The sequence below is a fragment of the Mycobacterium hainanense genome (genome assembly GCF_041890355.1).
Lineage (GTDB): Bacteria > Actinomycetota > Actinomycetes > Mycobacteriales > Mycobacteriaceae > Mycobacterium > Mycobacterium hainanense.
The window spans coordinates 2,742,941-2,760,629 of sequence record NZ_CP169059.1 but is presented as its reverse complement, the minus strand read 5'-3'; the positions used below and the strand labels follow the sequence as shown (position 1 = coordinate 2,760,629).

Sequence of the window (17,689 nt, the reverse complement as noted above, 5' to 3'; positions counted from 1 at the left end):
CCTTTCGCTTACCGCGCGGACTTCCGCGCGCTCGGGTTGACGCGGAGGGTCGGCACCTCACCGGTTTGCATCAGCGCGCGCAGCCGGTACAGGACCGTGTAGGTCGCCGCGCCCGCCAGCAAGCTGGGTGCCGGTGCGCTGACGCGCAGGGTCACCTCGGTGCCCAACTTGCCCGTGGCGGGCCGGTAGGTGACCGTTATCTGGTTCTTGTCCCGGGTGCCGACGAACCGAAGCCCCTCGGGTTCCGGGATCAACTCCGACTCCCACACCACTTTCGGCCCGGTCAGTGACCGCCAGCTGTAGCGCGCGGGCCCGCTGCGCTTGACCTCGGCAATATCACCCAGCACCACCGACATCTGCTCGGGGTCTCGCCAAAACTGTTCGATCCGCTCGACGGGGCACGCGATGGTGACCGTCTGCCCGGTGGCGTGGCGGGGCCGCGCCGCGGTGACCGTCTTGACCGCTCCCAACACCTGTTCCTTGGCGAAATCCAGATAGCTCACGCCGCTCCCTTCGTTGGGCCGTTGCATTCCCGCCCAGAACGGGCCCAAACAAGGTGCCGGGGTTACCGCGCCGATTGGCGGCACATCCCGCCGCGATCGCGTTGCGGGTGAGTGGTATTGAGGCCCAACGGGGCCGTTGTCTAGGCTTCGGTGCGCGGAGTGGGGCTCTGCGCCGATTCCCATTTCGCCTCGAGTGACCTGGTCACCGTCGTGCCTGCGGCCATGTCGAGTTGGAAGGTTTCCCCGTCGCCGGCCTCGAACGTCACGAGGTAGCCGCCTTCGGTGGCGTCCTTGAACACCACTTTGTAGGGCTTTTCGCCAGAGCCGCGGTCGACGGCGATGATGTCGCCAGGGGTGACGTCGTCGATGGGGTCGTTACCGGAGACCTTGGACATGCCTTCGACGGTAGCCGATCACCAACTCGCAGCGCGGGGCGATCCCCATCCCGAGCCCGACTTCCTTTGAAGCGCTGAGTAATTCATGTATTCGACGACGTCAAGGCGGACCACCCCACGCGGTGACCCAGATCACAGGCGTGTTTGGGCGGCCGTATCTGTGGAATCACTGGGCGTGACAGGAACGAACGCAATTCTTGGCTAACGCCGCAAGGAGAGTTTCGATGAGCGAGCACAACAAAGCCGACGAAGCGCGCAGGGGCCTGATCGATTCGGTCAAAGGCAAAGCCAAAGAGGTCGTCGGCGCCGTGACTGGCAACGAATCGCTGACTGCCGAGGGACAGCTCGAGCAGACCCAGGCGCACGAGCGCAAGGAGGCCAACGCGGCGGAGGCCGTCGCCGAGGCCCAGGCCCAGCGGGCACAGGACGCCGCGGCCGAAGCCAAGGTGGAAGGGGCTCAACAGCGGGTCGCCGCGAACGCCCAGGCCGTCGCGGCCAAGGAGTCGATCGAGGCCCAAGAGGCGGCTCAGAAGCGGGCGGCCGAGGAAGCCGCGCGGCAGCGGGCGACCGCCGAGATCACCCAGGCCGAACTGGACGCACAGCAAGAAGCGCAACGGGCGAAGGCCGAAGAACGCACCGAGATCCGGGAAGCGTCCGAGGAGGTTGTCGACGCCGTCGCCGAGCACCAGACGTCGGTGCAGGTGGCCCGCAACGAAGAGTCGGAGGCCGACCGCCTGCGGCGCCAAGCTCAGGACGTGACCGACGAAGCCGACCTGCCCTGACGGCGGGCCAGACATAGGAGAAGTCGATGAAGATATCCGAAGTTCCGTTGGCAGTTCTACGGTTTCACTACCAACTGGCCCGCTTCCCGTTGCAGGTGATCGAGGACCGAGTCGTCACCCGAATTCCGTCCGAAGCGCCCGCGCGCCTGCTGTTCGAGCGCTCGCTGGGCATGCTCGACGCCACCGTCGGTAACGCGCTGGCCGACCCGAACCTGGTCGAGCGAGGGACGGCGCTCGTCGAACGCAGCGACGCGCTGGGCCGTGCCGCGCAGTTGGACGCGAAGGCCGCGGCCAGGAAGGAACAGGCCGACGCGAAGCTGAAGGGCGCCCGCGACGAGGCGATCGCCGAGCGCCAAGAAGCCCAGGCGGCCACCCAGCAGGAGATCAAAGAGGCGCGCGAGACCGCCGAACAACGCAAACGCGCGGCAACGCAGTCGGCCCAGCAGCAGAGCGCGGCGGCCAAACGTCGCGCCGACGAGGCGGCTGACCGGCAGAAGCGGACGGTCGAGTCGGCCAAACGCCAGGTGGAGACCCGGACCCAGGCCACCGAGAAGGCCGTGTCGAAGGCCGCCGCAGCGAAAATCGACGAGGCCGAGGACAAGCTGGGCGACGCCGCCGCCAAGCGCGCCGAGGCGGACCGCGTCGCCGAGCTGGCGGACGCAGAGAAGCAGAAGCGCCAAGAGGAGCGGGCGAAAGACTGACTCCCGCAACTCAGGTGCGCGCCGGCGTGCCCTGATTGATCTTGTTGGCGGCGAACGTCGCGGCCTGGTTGGTCATCCCGGCCTCGATGTAGGAGACGTGCGCCATGATGTTGCCGCCGCCGGAACAGATGGGATCGTCGGGGGCACACAGGCTGAGGGTCTTGGATCCATACGCCGGATTGATCGTCGGAAGCGGCTGGCCGCCCCACAGCATGGACGAAAACCCGCTGGTGGGCTCCCCGAAGAGCGCGACGGCGGCGACATGATCGGCGACCGAGGGCGGCATCGCGTTGGTGGCCAGATCGATCACCGTGGAGCCCTGCGAGTATCCGCCCAGCACGATCCTCGAGTTCGGGCAGCTGGCGACGGTGTCCTGGATGTGTGTGCTCGCGTCGTTGGACCCGGCGTTCGCGCTGTTGTGGTAGTCGTCGTTGGCCGGGTAGTTCACCGCGTAGACATCGACGGACTTGCCGCCGAGTTGCGATGTCAGGGAATCCACGAACGCCTGCCCGATGTTGCCCAGACCTGGCTCCTGGTGAGTGCCGCGGGCGAAGACCACCGAGACGTCGGAGCAAGCGTCCGCCGCGGCGGTGGGGAGGGCCGATGGTTCCCAGACGGGGACGCTCAGCGCTGCCCAGGTCGTCGCCACCGAGACACCGACAATGCGACCAAATCTGCGTGCACTCATGGCGAAATCCTTTCACACCGCGGGTCACCGCGGTCCCGGCGGTTGGCGCCGCGGCGCCGACCCGGCCTCGGCACGCCGAATCATCCTGCGTCGGAGGGCTTGTCCGCCGGTGGCAGCCGGATGCGAATGGGCCCCGTCCACTCGTCGTCGGCATCTACGACCTCGCCGCGCTGCGTGATCTGCACGTCGCCCGATTTCGCCAGCTTCCGCGCGGCGTCCCGGGCGTCGGCCATCAAGTCGCGCCAGTTCTCGCCGCCCACGGCCCGGGCGGCGTCCGACGGGCAGATGCTGCTCCGCGGGCCGCGATGCTCGGTCAACGCGCGGATCGACGATTCCAGCCGTTGGCCGATCGGCCCATCCCCGAGAGCGATCTCGGCGTGGTCGGCACCGGGTCCGCCACCATCACGGACGCGGCCGAGTTCGGCGCGCAATCGGGACATCACCGGCTAACGGCCGCGCCACTGCGGCTTGCGCTTCTCTGCCCACGCCCGAAGCCCCTCGGCGACGTCCTCCGTCGCTCCGGCGACCTTGCGCATGGTCTCGCCGAAGCGCACCGCCTCGATCCAGCCCATGTCCGTCGTTCGCCACGCGACCTCCTTGGTGGCGCGTTGAGCGAGGGGAGCGGCCTCGGTGAGCGTCCGCGCCCACGCCCGGGCTTCGGCCTGCAGGTCGTCGGGGTCCACGAGTTTCCAGACCAGACCGACCTCCTTGGCCCGCGCCGCGCTCATCGGCTTGCCGGTCAGCAGCAGCTCCATGGCATTGGCCCAGCCGATCCGCTGGGGCAGCCGGATGGCCCCGACGATGGTCGGCACGCCGATCGATACCTCGGGGAAGCAGAAGCTGGCCTCGGTGCTGGCGATGACGAAGTCGCAGAACAGGACCCCGGTCACGCCGTAGCCGATGCAGGGCCCGTGCACCGCCGCGATGGTGGGTTTGAACAGCTCCATCCCGGATTCGAAGGAGTTGATCGTCGGCTTCTCCCAAAAGGTGCCGCCGAAGGTACCGACCGAACCTTCCCCGTCCTTGAGGTCGCCGCCCGCGCAGTAGACGCTGCCGTTGGCGGTCAGGATCGCGACCCACGCGTCCAGGTCGTCGCGGAACCGCTCCCACGCCGCGTTCAAGTCCTGGCGAAGGGCGCCGTTGATGGCGTTGCGAGCCTCGGGTCGGTTCAGGGTGATGGTTGCGATGTGGTCGGCCAGCTCATAGGTGACGAGGCTCATGGGTTCACCCTAGGGCGCCGATCGCGGGCCTGACGCAGCACAACACGGGTGCACTCGTCGACGGGGCCCGGCGTTCAACGCACCCGGTCAGGGCATGGCGGTGGCGGGGACGCCGGGAGTTTCCAGCCGGCCCGCGAGCCATGGCAGCGTCACGGCGAAAGCGGTTGTGGCAGAGGGCCAATCGTGCTTGCCGGGCAGTTCGACGATGGTGCACTCGAGGCCGTGGGCGGCGCCGAGACCGCAGAGCGACTCCGCGGCCGCCTGTCCGACAGCCCGCGAACGCCCACCCCTTGTTCCGTCCGGGCCCCCGGCACCGCCCGGAACCGCGAAGAGACCGGACACACCGGAGTACGTGCCGTGGCGAGTGATGACCGAGCTGGGATCGAACGACGACCAGGCCTGCGCATCACCGCCGAACAACCGGTCCACGGTTTGAGAATGCGTGCCCGCGTTGGGCGCGATGTCACCCCCGATGTCGACGAAGGCGCCGAACGTACCGGGATGCATGACCGCCAGGTCGACCGCGCACGTGCCGCCGGAGGAGAAGCCGACGACCCCCCATTTCGCGGCCGCGAATTGGGCGGTGACGGCGGGGACGACGTCGGCGGTGAGATGGTCGGCGGCATTGCCGCGCGGCCCGTTGACGCACTCGGTGTCCACGGCGAACCCGCCGGTCGCGTCCGCGAAAACGGCTATCGGCGCGTTGCCGGCGTGCGCCGCGGCAAAGGCGTCGAGGGTGCTGATCGCGTCGCCGGCGCGAATCCAGTCGGCCGGAGTGTTGAACTCGCCACCGAGCATGAGCAACGCCGGCAACCGGGGAGGCGGGGTGCTGAACCAGGCCGGCGGCAGGTACACCCATTCTTTCCGGTGCCGGAAGCCCGACGCCTCGTCGCCCGAATCCACTGCGACGACGACACCGCGCGAGGGCCTGATCGCTTGGCGCTGCAGCGCCTGAACGTCGCTCCAGGAGGCTTGGCCGGGCAGCGGCGCATTGGTCAGTTGGCCCCACGCGGTGTAGACGGTCGGGAAGTAACCCAGCCAGCCGTTGATGGTCAGCCCCGCACTCAGCAGGCAAAACGACACCGTGAACACCGACGCGTTGCGCCGCCACCAGCTGGCGCCGCCCCAGCCGGCCACGGCGATCACCGCGGCGAACCCGGTGGCCGACACCCACAGCCACATCGGCCACGGAGCCGGTTCGCTGGCCAGCCCCAGCATTTCGTAATACCAGTGCGCGACGACACCGAACAGCACGCCCGCGGCCGCCGCCGTCGGTACCCACAACCACCGCCAGCGGCGGCCCCGCCATCCGATTGCGTACACCAGCGCCAGCACCGTGATCACCTCGACGGCCATCGGAACGACGCCCCGCATCAGCGATGTCCGCCACAGGGGGTTGGTGTATTCGGCCGCCCGCACGGCGGCCGCGATCGGATAGTGCATAGCCGCTCTGGACTACCCCCGCCGCTCGGGGGCGAATCCCGTGTGACCTCGCCCGACCGTCGACGAGCCGCGCGCCTATCCTGGCCACAGTGTCCGAATTGTCCGTCGCGGAACTGCACGCCCGCCTCGACGGTCTGACCACTCGCGACGCCGCGCGCCTGGGCGGGCGTCTGCGGAATCTGCGCGGCGCGAAACCCGAGACCCTGCGGCAGCTCGCCGAGCAGATCACGCGGGCCGAGGCGCTCGTCATGACCCGGCGGGCCGCGGTGCCGGCGATCGCCTACCCCGACTTGCCGGTCAGCGAGCGGCGGCAGGAGATCGCCGACGCGGTGCGCGCGAACCAGGTCGTCGTCGTCGCCGGCGAAACCGGTTCGGGCAAGACCACCCAGCTGCCCAAAATCTGCCTGGACGCGGGCCGGGGAATCCTGGGAACCATCGGCCACACCCAGCCCCGGCGGCTGGCCGCGCGCACCGTCGCGCAGCGCATCGCTGACGAACTGGGCAGCCCGCTCGGCGAAACCGTCGGCTACACCGTCCGATTCACCGACCAGGTCAGCGACCGCACCCTGATCAAGTTGATGACCGACGGCATCCTGCTCGCCGAGATCCAGCGCGACCGCCGGCTGTTGCGCTACGACACGCTGATCCTCGACGAGGCCCACGAGCGCAGCCTGAACATCGACTTCCTGCTGGGGTACCTGCGCGAGCTGCTGCCGCGCCGTCCCGACCTGAAGGTGATCGTCACCTCGGCGACCATCGAGCCGCGACGGTTCGCGGACCACTTCGGCGGCGCGCCGATCGTCGAGGTCTCCGGGCGGACGTATCCGGTCGAGATCCGCTACCGGCCGTTGGAAGTGCCGGTGTCGAGCGGCCCAGACGACGACCCGGACGACCCCGACCATGAGATCGTGCGCACCGAGACCCGCGACGAGGTCGAGGCGATCGTCGACGCGGTCGGGGAACTGGAGGCCGAGCCTCCCGGGGACGTCCTGGTGTTCCTCTCGGGTGAACGCGAAATCCGGGACACCGCAGAGGCTTTGGGCGGACTGAAGGACACCGAGGTGCTTCCCCTGTACGCCCGGCTGCCCACCGCCGAGCAGCAGAAGGTCTTCGCGCCCCACACCGGGCGCCGGGTCGTGCTGGCGACCAACGTGGCCGAGACGTCGCTGACCGTGCCCGGCATCCGCTACGTCGTCGACCCCGGCAACGCGCGCATCTCGCGGTACAGCCGCCGCCTGAAGGTGCAGCGGCTGCCGATCGAACCCATCTCGCAGGCGTCCGCCGCGCAACGGGCGGGCCGCTGCGGCCGCGTCGCGGCCGGCGTATGCATCCGCCTGTATTCCGAGGACGATTTCGCGGCCCGTCCGCGCTACACCGAGCCCGAGATCCTGCGGACCAACCTCGCCGCGGTGCTGCTACAGATGGCCGCGCTGCGGCTCGGCCCGCCGCCTGGCTATGTGGAGAACTTTCCGTTCCTCGATCCGCCGGACCGGCGCAGCGTCCGCGACGGTGTGCAGTTGCTGCAGGAGTTGGGGGCGTTCGACGCCCACGGCGCCATCACTGAAACCGGCCGTCGGCTGGCGCGGCTGCCCGTCGACCCCCGGCTCGGCAGGATGATCCTGCAGGCGCAGACCGAGGGATGCGTGCGGGAGGTGCTGGTGCTGGCCGCCGCGCTGACCATTCCCGACCCGCGGGAGCGTCCCACTGACCGCGAGGAGGCGGCGCGCGCAAAGCACGCCCGCTTCACCGACGACCATTCGGACTTCCTGTCCTACCTCAACCTCTGGCGCTACTTGCGGGAGCGACGAAAAGCGCTCACCGGCAATGGCTTTCGCCGGATGTGCCGAGACGAATTCCTGCATTACCTGCGCATCCGCGAGTGGCAGGACCTGGTCGGGCAACTGCGCAGCATCGCCCGCGACCTGGGCATCGTCGAAGACGCCGAATCCGCGGAGCCGGCCGACCCGGCGCGGGTGCATGCGGCGTTGCTGGCCGGCTTGCTGTCGCATGTGGGCATGCGCCGAGAGGACGGGCGTGAGTATCTGGGCGCGCGAAACTCCCGCTTCGTCCTCGCGCCGGGATCCGCGCTCGCCAAGCGGCCGCCGCGCTGGGTGGTCGTGGCGGAGCTGGTCGAAACCAGCCGCCTCTACGGGCGTACCGCCGCGCGGATCCAGCCCGAGGTGGTCGAGCGCGTCGCGGGCGACCTGGTGCAGCGCACCTACAGTGAGCCGCATTGGGACGCCAAACGGGGCGAGGTGATGGCCTACGAGCGGGTGACGCTGTATGGCCTGCCGCTGATCGCGCGCCGCCGCGTGGGGTACGCCCGGGTGGAGCCGGCGGTGGCGCGGGAACTGTTCATCCGGCACGCGCTGGTGGAGGCGGACTGGCAGACCCGCCATCACTTCTTCCGCGACAACGCGCGGCTACGCGCCGAGCTCGAGGAGCTCGAGGAGCGGGCCCGCCGCCGCGACCTGGTGGTCGGCGACGACGAGGTCTACGCGTTCTACGACGCACGCGTGCCCGCGAATGTCGTCTCGGCGCGCCACTTCGACGCGTGGTGGCGCAAGCAACGCCACAAGACACCGGAGCTGCTCACCTTCACCCGCGAAGACCTGTTGCGCACCGGCGGAACGGCCGACGCCGAGCGGCCGACCGCCTGGCATTCCGGCGATGTCACGCTGCCCCTGACCTACCGGTTCGAGCCGGGCGCCGCCGACGACGGCGTCACGGTGCATGTGCCGATCGACGTGCTCGCCCGGCTGGGCGGTGACGAGTTCGCCTGGCAGGTGCCGGCGCTGCGCGAGGAGCTGGTGACCGCGCTCATCCGCTCACTGCCAAAGGACCTGCGCCGCAACTTCGTTCCCGCTCCCGACACTGCGCGCGCCGTGCTGGCCGGGATCGACCCGGCGGGGGAGCCGCTGCTGGAGGCGTTGCAGCGCGAATTGCGCCGTCGGACCGGCATTTTGATTCCCGTCGACGCCTTCGACCTGGATAAGCTTCCGGCGCACCTGCGGGTGACGTTCGCCGTCGAGTCTGGTGACGGCACCGAGGTCGCCCGCGGAAAGGATTTGGCGGCGTTGCAGCAACGGCTGGCCGCGCCGGCGCGCCGGGCCGTCGCCCGCGCGGTCGCCGGCGAGCTGGAACGAACCGGGCTGCGCGCCTGGCCTGACGACCTCGACGCCCTGCCGCAGGTCGTCGAGCGAACGGTCGACGGACGCGCCGTGCGTGGCTTTCCCGGTTTCGTCGACGCGGGCGGCGCCGTCGACCTGCGGGTGTTCGCGACCCCGGCGGAGCGGGACGGCGCCATCGGGCCCGGCATGCGCCGGTTGGTACGGCTGAGCGTGCCGTCTCCGGTCAAAGCCGTTGAGCGGCAATTGAGTCCACGGACTCGGCTCTCGCTCGGCGCGAACCCGGACGGTTCCCTGACCGCGCTGCTCGAGGACTGCGCCGACGCCGCGACGGACGCGCTGCTGCCCGGGCCGGTGTGGAACCGGGACGAGTTCGCCGCGCTGCGCGACCGCGTGGCCGCGGCCCTGGTGCCGACGACCGCCGACGTCGTGACCCGCGTGGAGCAGGTGCTGGCCGCCGCGCAGGAAGTGCGGCTGCTGCTGCCCGGCCGCCCCCCACCTACGCAGACCGACGCGATCGCCGACGTCCGCGCTCAGCTGGATCGACTCTTGCCGCCGGGGTTCGTCACCGCCACGGGTCGCGCCCACCTGGCCGACCTCGCGCGCTACTTGACCGCAATCCGCCGGCGCCTCGAGCGGCTGCCCTACGGGATCGAGGCGGACCGCGATCGGATGCAGCGGGTGCACGCCGTGCAGCGCGCCTACGAGGAATTGGCACAGGCACTTTCACCCGCGCGGCGCGCGGCGGACGACGTGCGCGACGTTGCGCGGCAGATCGAGGAACTGCGGGTGAGCCTGTGGGCGCAGCAGCTGGGTACGCCACGGCCGGTGAGCGAACAGCGGATCTACCGCGCCATCGACGCCCTGCGCGACTGACGCTGCTGAGGCCCGCGCTCGGTGTGATCGCGGCGCCCGACCCGGTGTTGATACGGCCGGACGGACATGTCGCCTGGTTCGGCGCCCCGCCTGCTTTCTAGGCGTCAGTCGGGTGGCTCCTCCTTGGAGCCTCGAGTGGGGGCGCGCTCGCGGTCGCTGGGCTTGCCGGCGACGCCTTCGGCCTCACGATCGTCGGCGACCTTCTCCTCCAGCTGGTCAACGATGTCTTCCAGCTCCTCCGAGTGACCCCGTAGGTCCTTGTCCGGTTTCGTCATATCGCTTTCCATCGACTGTGCTGGGTACCGCCCGCCGGTACCCAATACCCCGTTAGCCGGGGGGTAACCGGTAGGTAAGTGTGATACTTCCGTTCCGGGCCCGCAAACGCCGCGTCGAACGCGCCAAAGAGTGACGGACGCGACATAACGCCCCGGCGATGGAATCATCGCAAGAGTGGCCGACAAGAAACCGCAGACCATCTCGTACCCGGCGGCCGGCGGGCGTCCGCGCCGCCACGAAACCGAGCCGCTCGACCCGCACGTCATCGTCCTTTTCGGCGCGACTGGGGATCTGGCGAAACGCAAGCTGATCCCCGGGCTGGCCTACCTGGACCAGTCCGAGCTCGCACCGGACATTCAGATCGTCGCAACGTCGTTGGAAGACATCAGTGACGACGAGTTCCGGGAGATCGCAAAAGAGGCGATCGATTCGTTCGCTACCCGCCAGCTCTCGGACGAACAGTGGGCCAACTTCGCGAAGATCATCACCTACGTTCCGCAGGGGCGGGGGCCGGAAGCGCTGGCCGAGGCCGTTGCCCAAGCCGAAGCCAACCTGGGTTCCAATGTCAGGCGGTTGCACTACCTGTCGGTGCCGCCGAAGGCCGCGCGGGAAGTCATCTCCATGTTGCGCGAGGCGAAGCTCGTCGACCGCTCGCGAGTGGTGATGGAGAAGCCGTTCGGGACCGATCTGGCCAGCGCGGTCGCGCTCAACGATTTCGTGCACAAGACGTTCGAGGAATCCCAGATCTTTCGGATCGACCACTTCCTGGGCAAGGAGGCGGCCCAGAACATCCTGGCGTTCCGCTTCGCCAACGGTCTGTTCGAGCCGATCTGGAACCGCAACTTCATCGACCATATTCAGATCGACATCCCCGAGGCGCTGGGGCTGGATCAGCGGGCCAACTTCTACGAGGAAACCGGCGCGTACAAGGACATGGTGGTGACCCACCTCTTCCAGGTGATGGCGTTCGTGGTGATGGAGCCGCCGACGGCGCTCGAGCCCTTCGCCATCAGTGAGGAAAAGAACAAGGTGTTCCGGTCGATGCTGCCGGTCAAGCCTTCAAACGTGGTGCGCGGCCAATACGGCGGATACCGCGACGAGAAAGGCGTGGCAAAGGATTCCGACACCGAGACGTTCATCGCGCTCAAGGTCGGCATCGACAATTGGCGCTGGGCCGGCGTGCCCATCTATCTGCGCACCGGCAAGAAGATGGCCGAGGGCATCCGCATCATCTCGATCGCGTTCAGAGAAGCTCCGCGGACGATGTTCCCGCCGGGCTCGGGGGTGGGCACTCAAGGCCCCGACCACCTCACGTTCGACCTCGCCGACAACTCCAAGGTGTCGCTGTCGTTCTACGGCAAGCGGCCGGGCCCCGGCATGAAGCTGGACAAGGTGTCCATGCAGTTCTCCTCCCAGGAGATCGAAACCGCCGTCGATGTGCTCGAGGCGTACGAACGGCTGATCCTGGACGCGATGCGCGGTGACCACACGCTGTTCACCACCGCCGAGGGCATCGAATCGCTGTGGGAGCGTTCGCAGGAGCTGCTCGACGACCCACCGCCGGCCAAGATGTACCAGCCGGGCACGTGGGGCCCCAACGCCATTCACCAATTGATCGCGCCGAACGCGTGGCGGCTACCGTTCGAGCGGGAATGGCGCGATCGCAAACCCGACCGCTAGCAGCGCTCAGCCCAGCTCGGCGCTGATGTAGGTGATGGCGTGCCGGAACCGCTTGATGATCTCGTTGTCCGGAACGACGAAGCCGTGCTCGGCGTATAGCTGCTCATTGGGGTAGAGGGTGACCACCCAGCCGGTGGCCGCCAGGTGGTCCCCGGCGGGCTGGCGCTCCCCGTGCCACACCAGATCGGCGACGTCGATGTCCAGTCCGTGCTTGCGCCAGGCAGCCCGCATCGCCCGGGCTCGCTCGTCGCTGAACACGGCCATGTCGGTGATGTTCTCGGTGGCCAGCCGACTGCCCGGCGCGCTCAGCGCGGTGATGCTGTCCAACAACCGGTCCTGCGCCTGCGGCGGCAGGTAGGGGAGCAGACCTTCGGCGATCCAAGCGGTGGGCGCCGACGTGTCAAAGCCACTGCCGCACAGCGCCTTCGGCCAATCTTCGCGTAGATCGATACCCACGGTCCGGCGTTCGGCGGTCGGTTCGGCGCCGATCCGGGCCAGCGTTTCGCGCTTGAAGGCGATGACCTCGGGCTGATCGACCTCGTAAACCACCGTGCCCGGGGACCAGGCCAACCGGTAGGCGCGGGCGTCCAGCCCGGCGGCCAGGATGACGGCCTGACGTATCCCGGCCCCGCTCGCCGCCATGAGGAAATCGTCGAAAAACCTGGTGCGCACGGCGATTTGCTCGCGACGCTGCTGCAGGGTGAAGGGCATATCGTCGCTGTCGAGCGGGACTTCCCCGTCCAGCATGCGCACGAAGAAGGGATGCCCGACCGCGCGTACCAGCGGCTCGGCGAAGCGGTCGTCGAGCAGTGGATCCGGTTCGCGTGAGGCCAGCGCCCGGGAGGCGGCGACCATCGTCGCGGTCGCCCCGACGCTGGAAGCCAAGTCCCAGCTGTCGCCCTCGGTGCGCGCCGAACCAAGTGATGACACTCGCCGCTCCCTTCTGGAATTCGGCCGCCGCGGCGGCCACTTCGCCAACAGGTGTTCGCCGCCGACGGGCCGTGCGACCACACCCTTGCCAAAGGGTACTTTCTGCCTATGCCGCGCTCACCACGCACCCGCTGAGCCCGACGACAGGAAGCGAATCACTCGATGGCACCAACCCTGCGCCCGCGCCGCTCCGCGTTGTACCTGCCCGGCAACAAGCCGCGGGCCCTGGAGAAGGGGAAATCGCTGCCCGCGGACGTGGTCGTCTTCGACCTCGAGGACGCCGTCGGGCCCGACGCCAAAGCCGATTCGAGGGCGACGGTGTGCGAAGCGATCTCGTCGGACGGCTACGCGCCCCGCGAGGTCGTGGTGCGCATCAACGGATTGGACACCGAGTGGCATGACGATGACCTGGCGGCCGTTGCCGGTTCGACCGCAGACGGCGTGCTGGTGCCCAAAGTCGAGTCGGGCGAGCAGGTCCGGGCGCTGGCCGCCACGTTGGGCAAGCTGGGCGCGCCGGAGTCGTTGCAGCTGTGGGTGATGATCGAGACGCCGAGATCCTTCCTACGGGCCGAAGAGATCGCCTCGGCCAGTGACCGATTGGCCGCGCTGGTGATCGGCACCAACGACCTGGTGAACGACCTGCACGCCTTGCACGTGCCGGGTCGGGCGCCCGTCGTACCCGCGTTGTCCTTGGCTGTTCTGGGAGCCAGGGCGGCCGGGAAGGTGATCCTGGACGGCGTATTCAACGACATCACCGATGAGGACGGCTTTCGGGCCGAGGCGCGCCAGGGCCGCGAAATGGGTTTCGACGGCAAGAGTTTGATCCACCCGTCCCAGATCGGGCCCGCGAACGACCTGTTCGGTCCCTCGGAGCGGGAACTCACCGACGCGCGCAAGGTGGTGGCCGCCTACCGGGAGGCGCGGGCCGCGGGGACGAGTGTGATCACGGTGGACGGTCGCATGATCGAGAGCCTGCACGTCCGCAACGCCGAACGGATCCTCGGCCTCGCCGAGATCATCGAGGAACTGACATCCGCCTCTTAGGCGTCCTGGCTCATTGCTCGTCGGCCTTGCCGAGCTTGTCGTTCGTTTCCTTGCTCTTCGATCCGGTGGCCCTTAGGGCGCGGTCGAGGTCCGCTGACGTTGCTGCCGCCGCACGCGGCAACCAGGATTCCGATGGCGGGCGGCGGACATCGCATAGTTGGCGCCTGTGTTGCCCACCCTTCTGGGTCGCACCGAGCCGTCGAGCGGGCCCATCCCACAGCAAATTGCGGAGTTCATCGCAAAGTAGTCATCGGTTCAACCATCCAACCGCGGTGTTCCGCGCTGGGGGCATCCGAACACCGCGACATTTCACGTCGCAAATCGGAGTTGTCGGCCACGGGTGTAACAAAACCGTTCGCAGGTCAAGGGTTTCCCAGGTCAACAAATGGGCGGTCATCACCCGGCCCCTTTCCCGCACGGTGTGGCGGCGAGGCGAAATAAGGCGTACAAACCGCTTCAATCCAATATCCGCGACCGGTAGGGTGCATACAGCAAACACGACCGTCGGGGGACAAAGGAGTGTCCGATGCGGCGAGCCCGAACTACCTGCGCAGGACTGGTCGCCATCGCGATAATCACGGCGGGATGCTCGAACGACTCGTCGCCGTCGGCGTCTTCATCCGGCCAATCGCCGACCTCGAGCTCGCAGCCGCCCGCCCCGTCACCGTCGCCGACGCCGCCGGCGTCGTCTCCCGCGCAAGCCCAGTCCTTCGACCAATCCACCTGCTTGGATATCTCGTTCGCCAAGGACAACCTGATGGTGGCCAACAACCCCGAGAAAGCGCGCAAGTACGCCGACACGCTCGAGAACTACGGCCCACCCGACACCGTGAAGGCCGCGATCGAGCACTTCGTCACCACGGGCGGCGCACAGCCCAACGATGCCGATCTCAACAGCAACAGGGACCTGATCACCAACTGGATCAAACAGGCCTGCCCCAACGTGAACCCGTGACGGCGACCGCGTCTGCCTAGCCCTCGATCGGCTAAGCCCTGCGCCTTTTGCCGGGCCGAACCCGGTTGCGCCAACGGGCGCCTGGATCCGAAGTGCTCTACCGTGATGGCAGCGGAGGACGGGCGCCGTCTTGCGGCGCGAGTCCCGCAGCCCGGGCCAGCGGGTCAACGGTGGCCACGCGGTAGGTTAATCCGGTCCCGAGTGATTCGAGAGGAGATACCGTGCGCCAAACCACGGCCATGGCCGAGGCCGACCGCACGTGGATGGTCGACACGCTGCTCGCGCTGCTGCAGACGCCAAGTCCGGCGGGCCGGACGGACGCGGTGATGCAGCTCATCGGTGACATCTTCGATGATTTCGGCGTGCCGTTTTCGCTGACGCGGCGTGGGGCGCTGACCGCCGAACTCCCTGGCAAGTCGGCGACGACGGACCGCGCGCTGGTGGTCCACGCCGACACCATCGGGTGCATGGTCCGTCGGCTCAAGGACAACGGGCGTCTCGAGGTGATTCCGGTCGGCACCTTTTCGGCCCGGTTCGCGGCCGGCGCGCGGGTGCGGATCTTTTCCGACGACCCCGACGAGTTCATCACCGGCACGATCCTGCCGCTCAAGGCCAGCGGGCACGCGTTCGGTGACGAGATCGACCTGCAGCCCACGGACTGGGAACACGTCGAGGTCCGCGTCGACCGCCAGGTGCACTCGCGGGAGGACCTGGTCCGTCTCGGCCTGCAGATCGGTGATTTCGTCGCGCTGATCGCCAGCCCGGAACTGACCGCCGACGGCTACATCGTCTCCCGCCACCTTGATGGCAAGGCGGGCGTCGCGATCGCGCTGGCGTTGGCGAAGAATTTCGCGGAGAACAAGGTGGTGCTCCCGCACCGCACGATGGTCATGATCACCATCACCGAGGAAGTCGGCCACGGGGCGAGCCACGGCTTGCCGGCCGACGTCGCCGAACTGGTCTCGGTGGACAACGCGGTGTGCGCGCCGGGTCAGCACTCCATCGAGGACGGCGTGACGATACCGATGGCCGACCTGCACGGTCCGTTTGACTACCACCTGACGCGCAAGCTGTGCCGGCTGGCCCAAGAGCAGGACATCCGTTGCGCGCGAGACGTGTTCCGGTTCTATCGCTCCGACGCCGCGGCGGCGATCGAGGCGGGAGCGGGCACCCGCGCGGCCCTCGTCGGCTTCGGGCTCGACGGAAGCCACGGTTGGGAGCGCACCCACCTGGATTCGTTACAGGCGGTCTACTGCCTGTTGCACTCCTGGCTGCAGACACCACTGACCTTCGCCAAATGGGACGCCAAGCCCTCGGGCAAGCTGCGGGACTTCCCCTCGTCCAAGCAGCCTGCCCCCAGCGAGCGGTGGGTGCCGCTCGCCCGTGGGGAACATGATCCGCCCGGCGAGGCGTGGCCGGGATCGCACTGGCCCCCGTCGGAGGGCCCCCAGGCCTGAGGCGCTGACCCCTATCGGCCGGCGCGGGCAATGCGGTCCGCGCGCCAGCAGCGCGACTTCATCGGGACGTCGATCGCTTCGGCGCCGGAGAAGCGCTCGGTCAAGGCGGCGCGGGCATTGGCCAGTCGCGCGGCGCGCTCAGCTTCAGGTGCGATGATCACCCTGCTGTATGTGCCGACCATCGCGACGACATCGTCGATGGTCATGGTCCGCACGAATGTGAACGTCTCGCGGCACGCGTTGTGGAAGATCTGCGGATCGGGGAGCACGACGTTTTCGTGGCGCCGGCGGAAGCGGTCGGGGGATTCCGACTCGGGCGTGTCCTCGCCCGGAAGCAGGTCCAGGTCGCGAACCCAGTCCACCTCACGATCCCGACTGGTCCAGATCAGGCCGAATCGCCCGTTGTCGCGCAGCACCCGGCCGATCTCGGGAACGGCGCGCTGAGGATCCATCCAGTGCCACGCCGAAGAGACGAACACCGCGTCGACGGTCGCATCGGGAAGCGGAATGTTCTCACCCGTGCCTTCGACGGCCCGCACCTCGGGCGACCGCCCGGTGAGCACCGCCCGCATACGCGCGTCGGGCTCCACGGCGATGACCTCTGCCGCCCTGCTCCGCAGCGCCCGGGTGAACAGACCGGTACCCGCACCCACGTCGACCGCGACCTCGCACCGGGACGGCACCAGCCAGTCCACCGCTTCGTCCGGAGGTCGCGGGCGAAAGCCGTCGTAGTCCTCGGCGATCGAGCCGAAGGACATGGCGCGTTCTTGGCGATCGGTCACAACCGCCAAGGTAATCCAGCTCGCTGGGCAAGAGATGAGAAAGAGTTGTGGGTCACTACAGCGCGCTGTGATTGACGAGCGCGTCGGCCACCAACCCGATTCCGAAGACCAGGAACAACAGCCGCACCGACATCGGGCCGTAGCGGGTGAGGACACGTACGAGGCGCCGCTGAATGCGCTTGGCCCGCATGGTTTTTCTCATCGACAGGCCAAGGATCAGCAACGGCGGCGACAGCGCGATCGCCCAGTAGACGATGATGGCCAAGGGCCAGAGCGCCGGTCTCGGGTGCAAGGCCGCGAGCATGGCCAGGCCGGTGAGATAGGGAATGGCGGTTGGCGCTTGGCCACTCCCGACCGCCAGCCCGAGGAACCCGAGCAGCCAGGGACGCTCACGCATCGCCGCCAGCGCCCAACCCGGAGCCGACGATTGGGCCGTCAACGGAAAATACGCCAGGCCGGTCAGCACCAGGCCGAGCGCCAGCTCGCCGCCGAACCGGACGGCCGGCGTCAGGTGGAAGCCGACGACACGGGTCAAGAAGCTGAGACCCAGAACCGTGCACAGTCCGAATGTGGTTGTCACGGCGAACACGCCCGCAATGAAGCTCAGGGCGCCCGGAACCGGCGAGCGGCGGCTCAACCGGCTGTCAAAGACCACCGCCGAGACCACACCCACGTTGAGGACGTTCAACGAATCGAGAAGCGCCAGGCCCGCAAGCGCCACCACAAGAGCACCCACGTGGTCGAACCCGGCCTACCGCGCGAACTTGCCGGGCGTGGACATCGAGGCGGCGATCATGCTGCCGAGAATACGAGCCGGAGACCGGCGTGT

The 17,689-nt window shown here is 68.4% G+C and carries 17 protein-coding genes; 7 read left to right on the top strand and 10 right to left on the bottom strand.

The window, feature by feature from the left end; translation table 11 throughout:
- Positions 1–8 precede the first annotated feature (8 nt).
- Entirely contained in the window at positions 9–503 is a 495-nt protein-coding gene (locus tag ACEL92_RS12885; RefSeq protein ID WP_374025915.1) for a hypothetical protein, read from the bottom strand.
- Positions 504–643: 140 nt separating this feature from the next.
- Positions 644–898 carry a hypothetical protein gene (locus ACEL92_RS12880; RefSeq protein ID WP_374025914.1) on the bottom strand — a complete coding sequence of 85 codons (255 nt, stop codon included), beginning with the start codon at positions 896–898 and terminating at the stop codon, positions 644–646.
- 224 nt (positions 899–1,122) lie between these two features.
- Between ACEL92_RS12880 and ACEL92_RS12875 the strand changes: the two genes are divergently transcribed.
- Both ACEL92_RS12875 and ACEL92_RS12870 read left to right on the top strand, forming a co-directional pair.
- A complete protein-coding gene (locus tag ACEL92_RS12875; protein WP_374025913.1) occupies positions 1,123–1,680 on the top strand; it encodes a CsbD family protein in 558 nt (185 codons plus the stop codon).
- Between the two features lie 26 nt (positions 1,681–1,706).
- Positions 1,707–2,381 carry an IF2 family translation initiation factor gene (locus ACEL92_RS12870; protein WP_374025912.1) on the top strand — a complete coding sequence of 225 codons (675 nt, stop codon included), beginning with the start codon at positions 1,707–1,709 and terminating at the stop codon, positions 2,379–2,381.
- A 10-nt stretch (positions 2,382–2,391) separates the two neighbouring features.
- Here ACEL92_RS12870 and ACEL92_RS12865 read toward each other — a convergent pair whose 3' ends face one another.
- The 4 genes from ACEL92_RS12865 to ACEL92_RS12850 form a co-directional block, all read right to left on the bottom strand.
- Positions 2,392–3,069, bottom strand: coding sequence for a cutinase family protein (locus ACEL92_RS12865; protein ID WP_374025911.1), 678 nt, complete (start codon positions 3,067–3,069; stop codon positions 2,392–2,394).
- An 80-nt stretch (positions 3,070–3,149) separates the two neighbouring features.
- Positions 3,150–3,509: a DUF3253 domain-containing protein gene (locus ACEL92_RS12860; protein ID WP_374026201.1), complete on the bottom strand. Its 360-nt coding sequence runs from the start codon at positions 3,507–3,509 to the stop codon at positions 3,150–3,152.
- Positions 3,510–3,515: 6 nt separating this feature from the next.
- Positions 3,516–4,289 (bottom strand): enoyl-CoA hydratase/isomerase family protein, encoded by a 774-nt coding sequence (locus ACEL92_RS12855; RefSeq protein ID WP_374025910.1) that lies wholly within the window; start codon positions 4,287–4,289, stop codon positions 3,516–3,518.
- A gap of 87 nt (positions 4,290–4,376) precedes the next feature.
- The gene (locus tag ACEL92_RS12850; RefSeq protein ID WP_374025909.1) at positions 4,377–5,732 is read right to left on the bottom strand and encodes an alpha/beta hydrolase; all 1,356 of its coding nucleotides are present in this window, start codon (positions 5,730–5,732) and stop codon (positions 4,377–4,379) included.
- Between the two features lie 89 nt (positions 5,733–5,821).
- Between ACEL92_RS12850 and hrpA the strand changes: the two genes are divergently transcribed.
- Positions 5,822–9,736 carry an ATP-dependent RNA helicase HrpA gene (hrpA, locus tag ACEL92_RS12845; RefSeq protein ID WP_374025908.1) on the top strand — a complete coding sequence of 1,305 codons (3,915 nt, stop codon included), beginning with the start codon at positions 5,822–5,824 and terminating at the stop codon, positions 9,734–9,736.
- A gap of 104 nt (positions 9,737–9,840) precedes the next feature.
- Here the strand turns inward: hrpA and ACEL92_RS12840 are convergent, their stop codons facing one another.
- On the bottom strand, positions 9,841–10,023 hold the full coding sequence (locus ACEL92_RS12840) for a hypothetical protein (protein WP_374025907.1): 183 nt from the start codon (positions 10,021–10,023) through the stop codon (positions 9,841–9,843).
- 163 nt (positions 10,024–10,186) lie between these two features.
- On the opposite strand from ACEL92_RS12840, the gene zwf reads away from it, so the two are divergent.
- Positions 10,187–11,692 (top strand): glucose-6-phosphate dehydrogenase, encoded by a 1,506-nt coding sequence (gene zwf / locus ACEL92_RS12835; protein WP_374025906.1) that lies wholly within the window; start codon positions 10,187–10,189, stop codon positions 11,690–11,692.
- Positions 11,693–11,698: 6 nt separating this feature from the next.
- Here zwf and ACEL92_RS12830 read toward each other — a convergent pair whose 3' ends face one another.
- Entirely contained in the window at positions 11,699–12,622 is a 924-nt protein-coding gene (locus tag ACEL92_RS12830; RefSeq protein WP_374025905.1) for a class I SAM-dependent methyltransferase, read from the bottom strand.
- Positions 12,623–12,784: 162 nt separating this feature from the next.
- On the opposite strand from ACEL92_RS12830, the gene ACEL92_RS12825 reads away from it, so the two are divergent.
- From ACEL92_RS12825 to ACEL92_RS12815, 3 genes are all read left to right on the top strand, one after another.
- Complete coding sequence (locus ACEL92_RS12825) at positions 12,785–13,666, top strand: CoA ester lyase (RefSeq protein WP_374025904.1); 882 nt, start codon at positions 12,785–12,787, stop codon at positions 13,664–13,666.
- 727 nt (positions 13,667–14,393) lie between these two features.
- Positions 14,394–14,621 (top strand): hypothetical protein, encoded by a 228-nt coding sequence (locus ACEL92_RS12820; RefSeq protein ID WP_374025903.1) that lies wholly within the window; start codon positions 14,394–14,396, stop codon positions 14,619–14,621.
- 221 nt (positions 14,622–14,842) lie between these two features.
- Positions 14,843–16,078 carry an osmoprotectant NAGGN system M42 family peptidase gene (locus ACEL92_RS12815; protein ID WP_374025902.1) on the top strand — a complete coding sequence of 412 codons (1,236 nt, stop codon included), beginning with the start codon at positions 14,843–14,845 and terminating at the stop codon, positions 16,076–16,078.
- A gap of 11 nt (positions 16,079–16,089) precedes the next feature.
- Here the strand turns inward: ACEL92_RS12815 and ACEL92_RS12810 are convergent, their stop codons facing one another.
- Together ACEL92_RS12810 and ACEL92_RS12805 are read right to left on the bottom strand one after the other, a co-directional pair.
- Complete coding sequence (locus tag ACEL92_RS12810; RefSeq protein ID WP_374025901.1) at positions 16,090–16,860, bottom strand: class I SAM-dependent methyltransferase; 771 nt, start codon at positions 16,858–16,860, stop codon at positions 16,090–16,092.
- A gap of 55 nt (positions 16,861–16,915) precedes the next feature.
- Positions 16,916–17,596, bottom strand: a complete 681-nt coding sequence (locus tag ACEL92_RS12805; protein WP_374025900.1) for a GAP family protein — start codon at positions 17,594–17,596, stop codon at positions 16,916–16,918.
- Between the last annotated feature and the right edge of the window lie 93 nt (positions 17,597–17,689).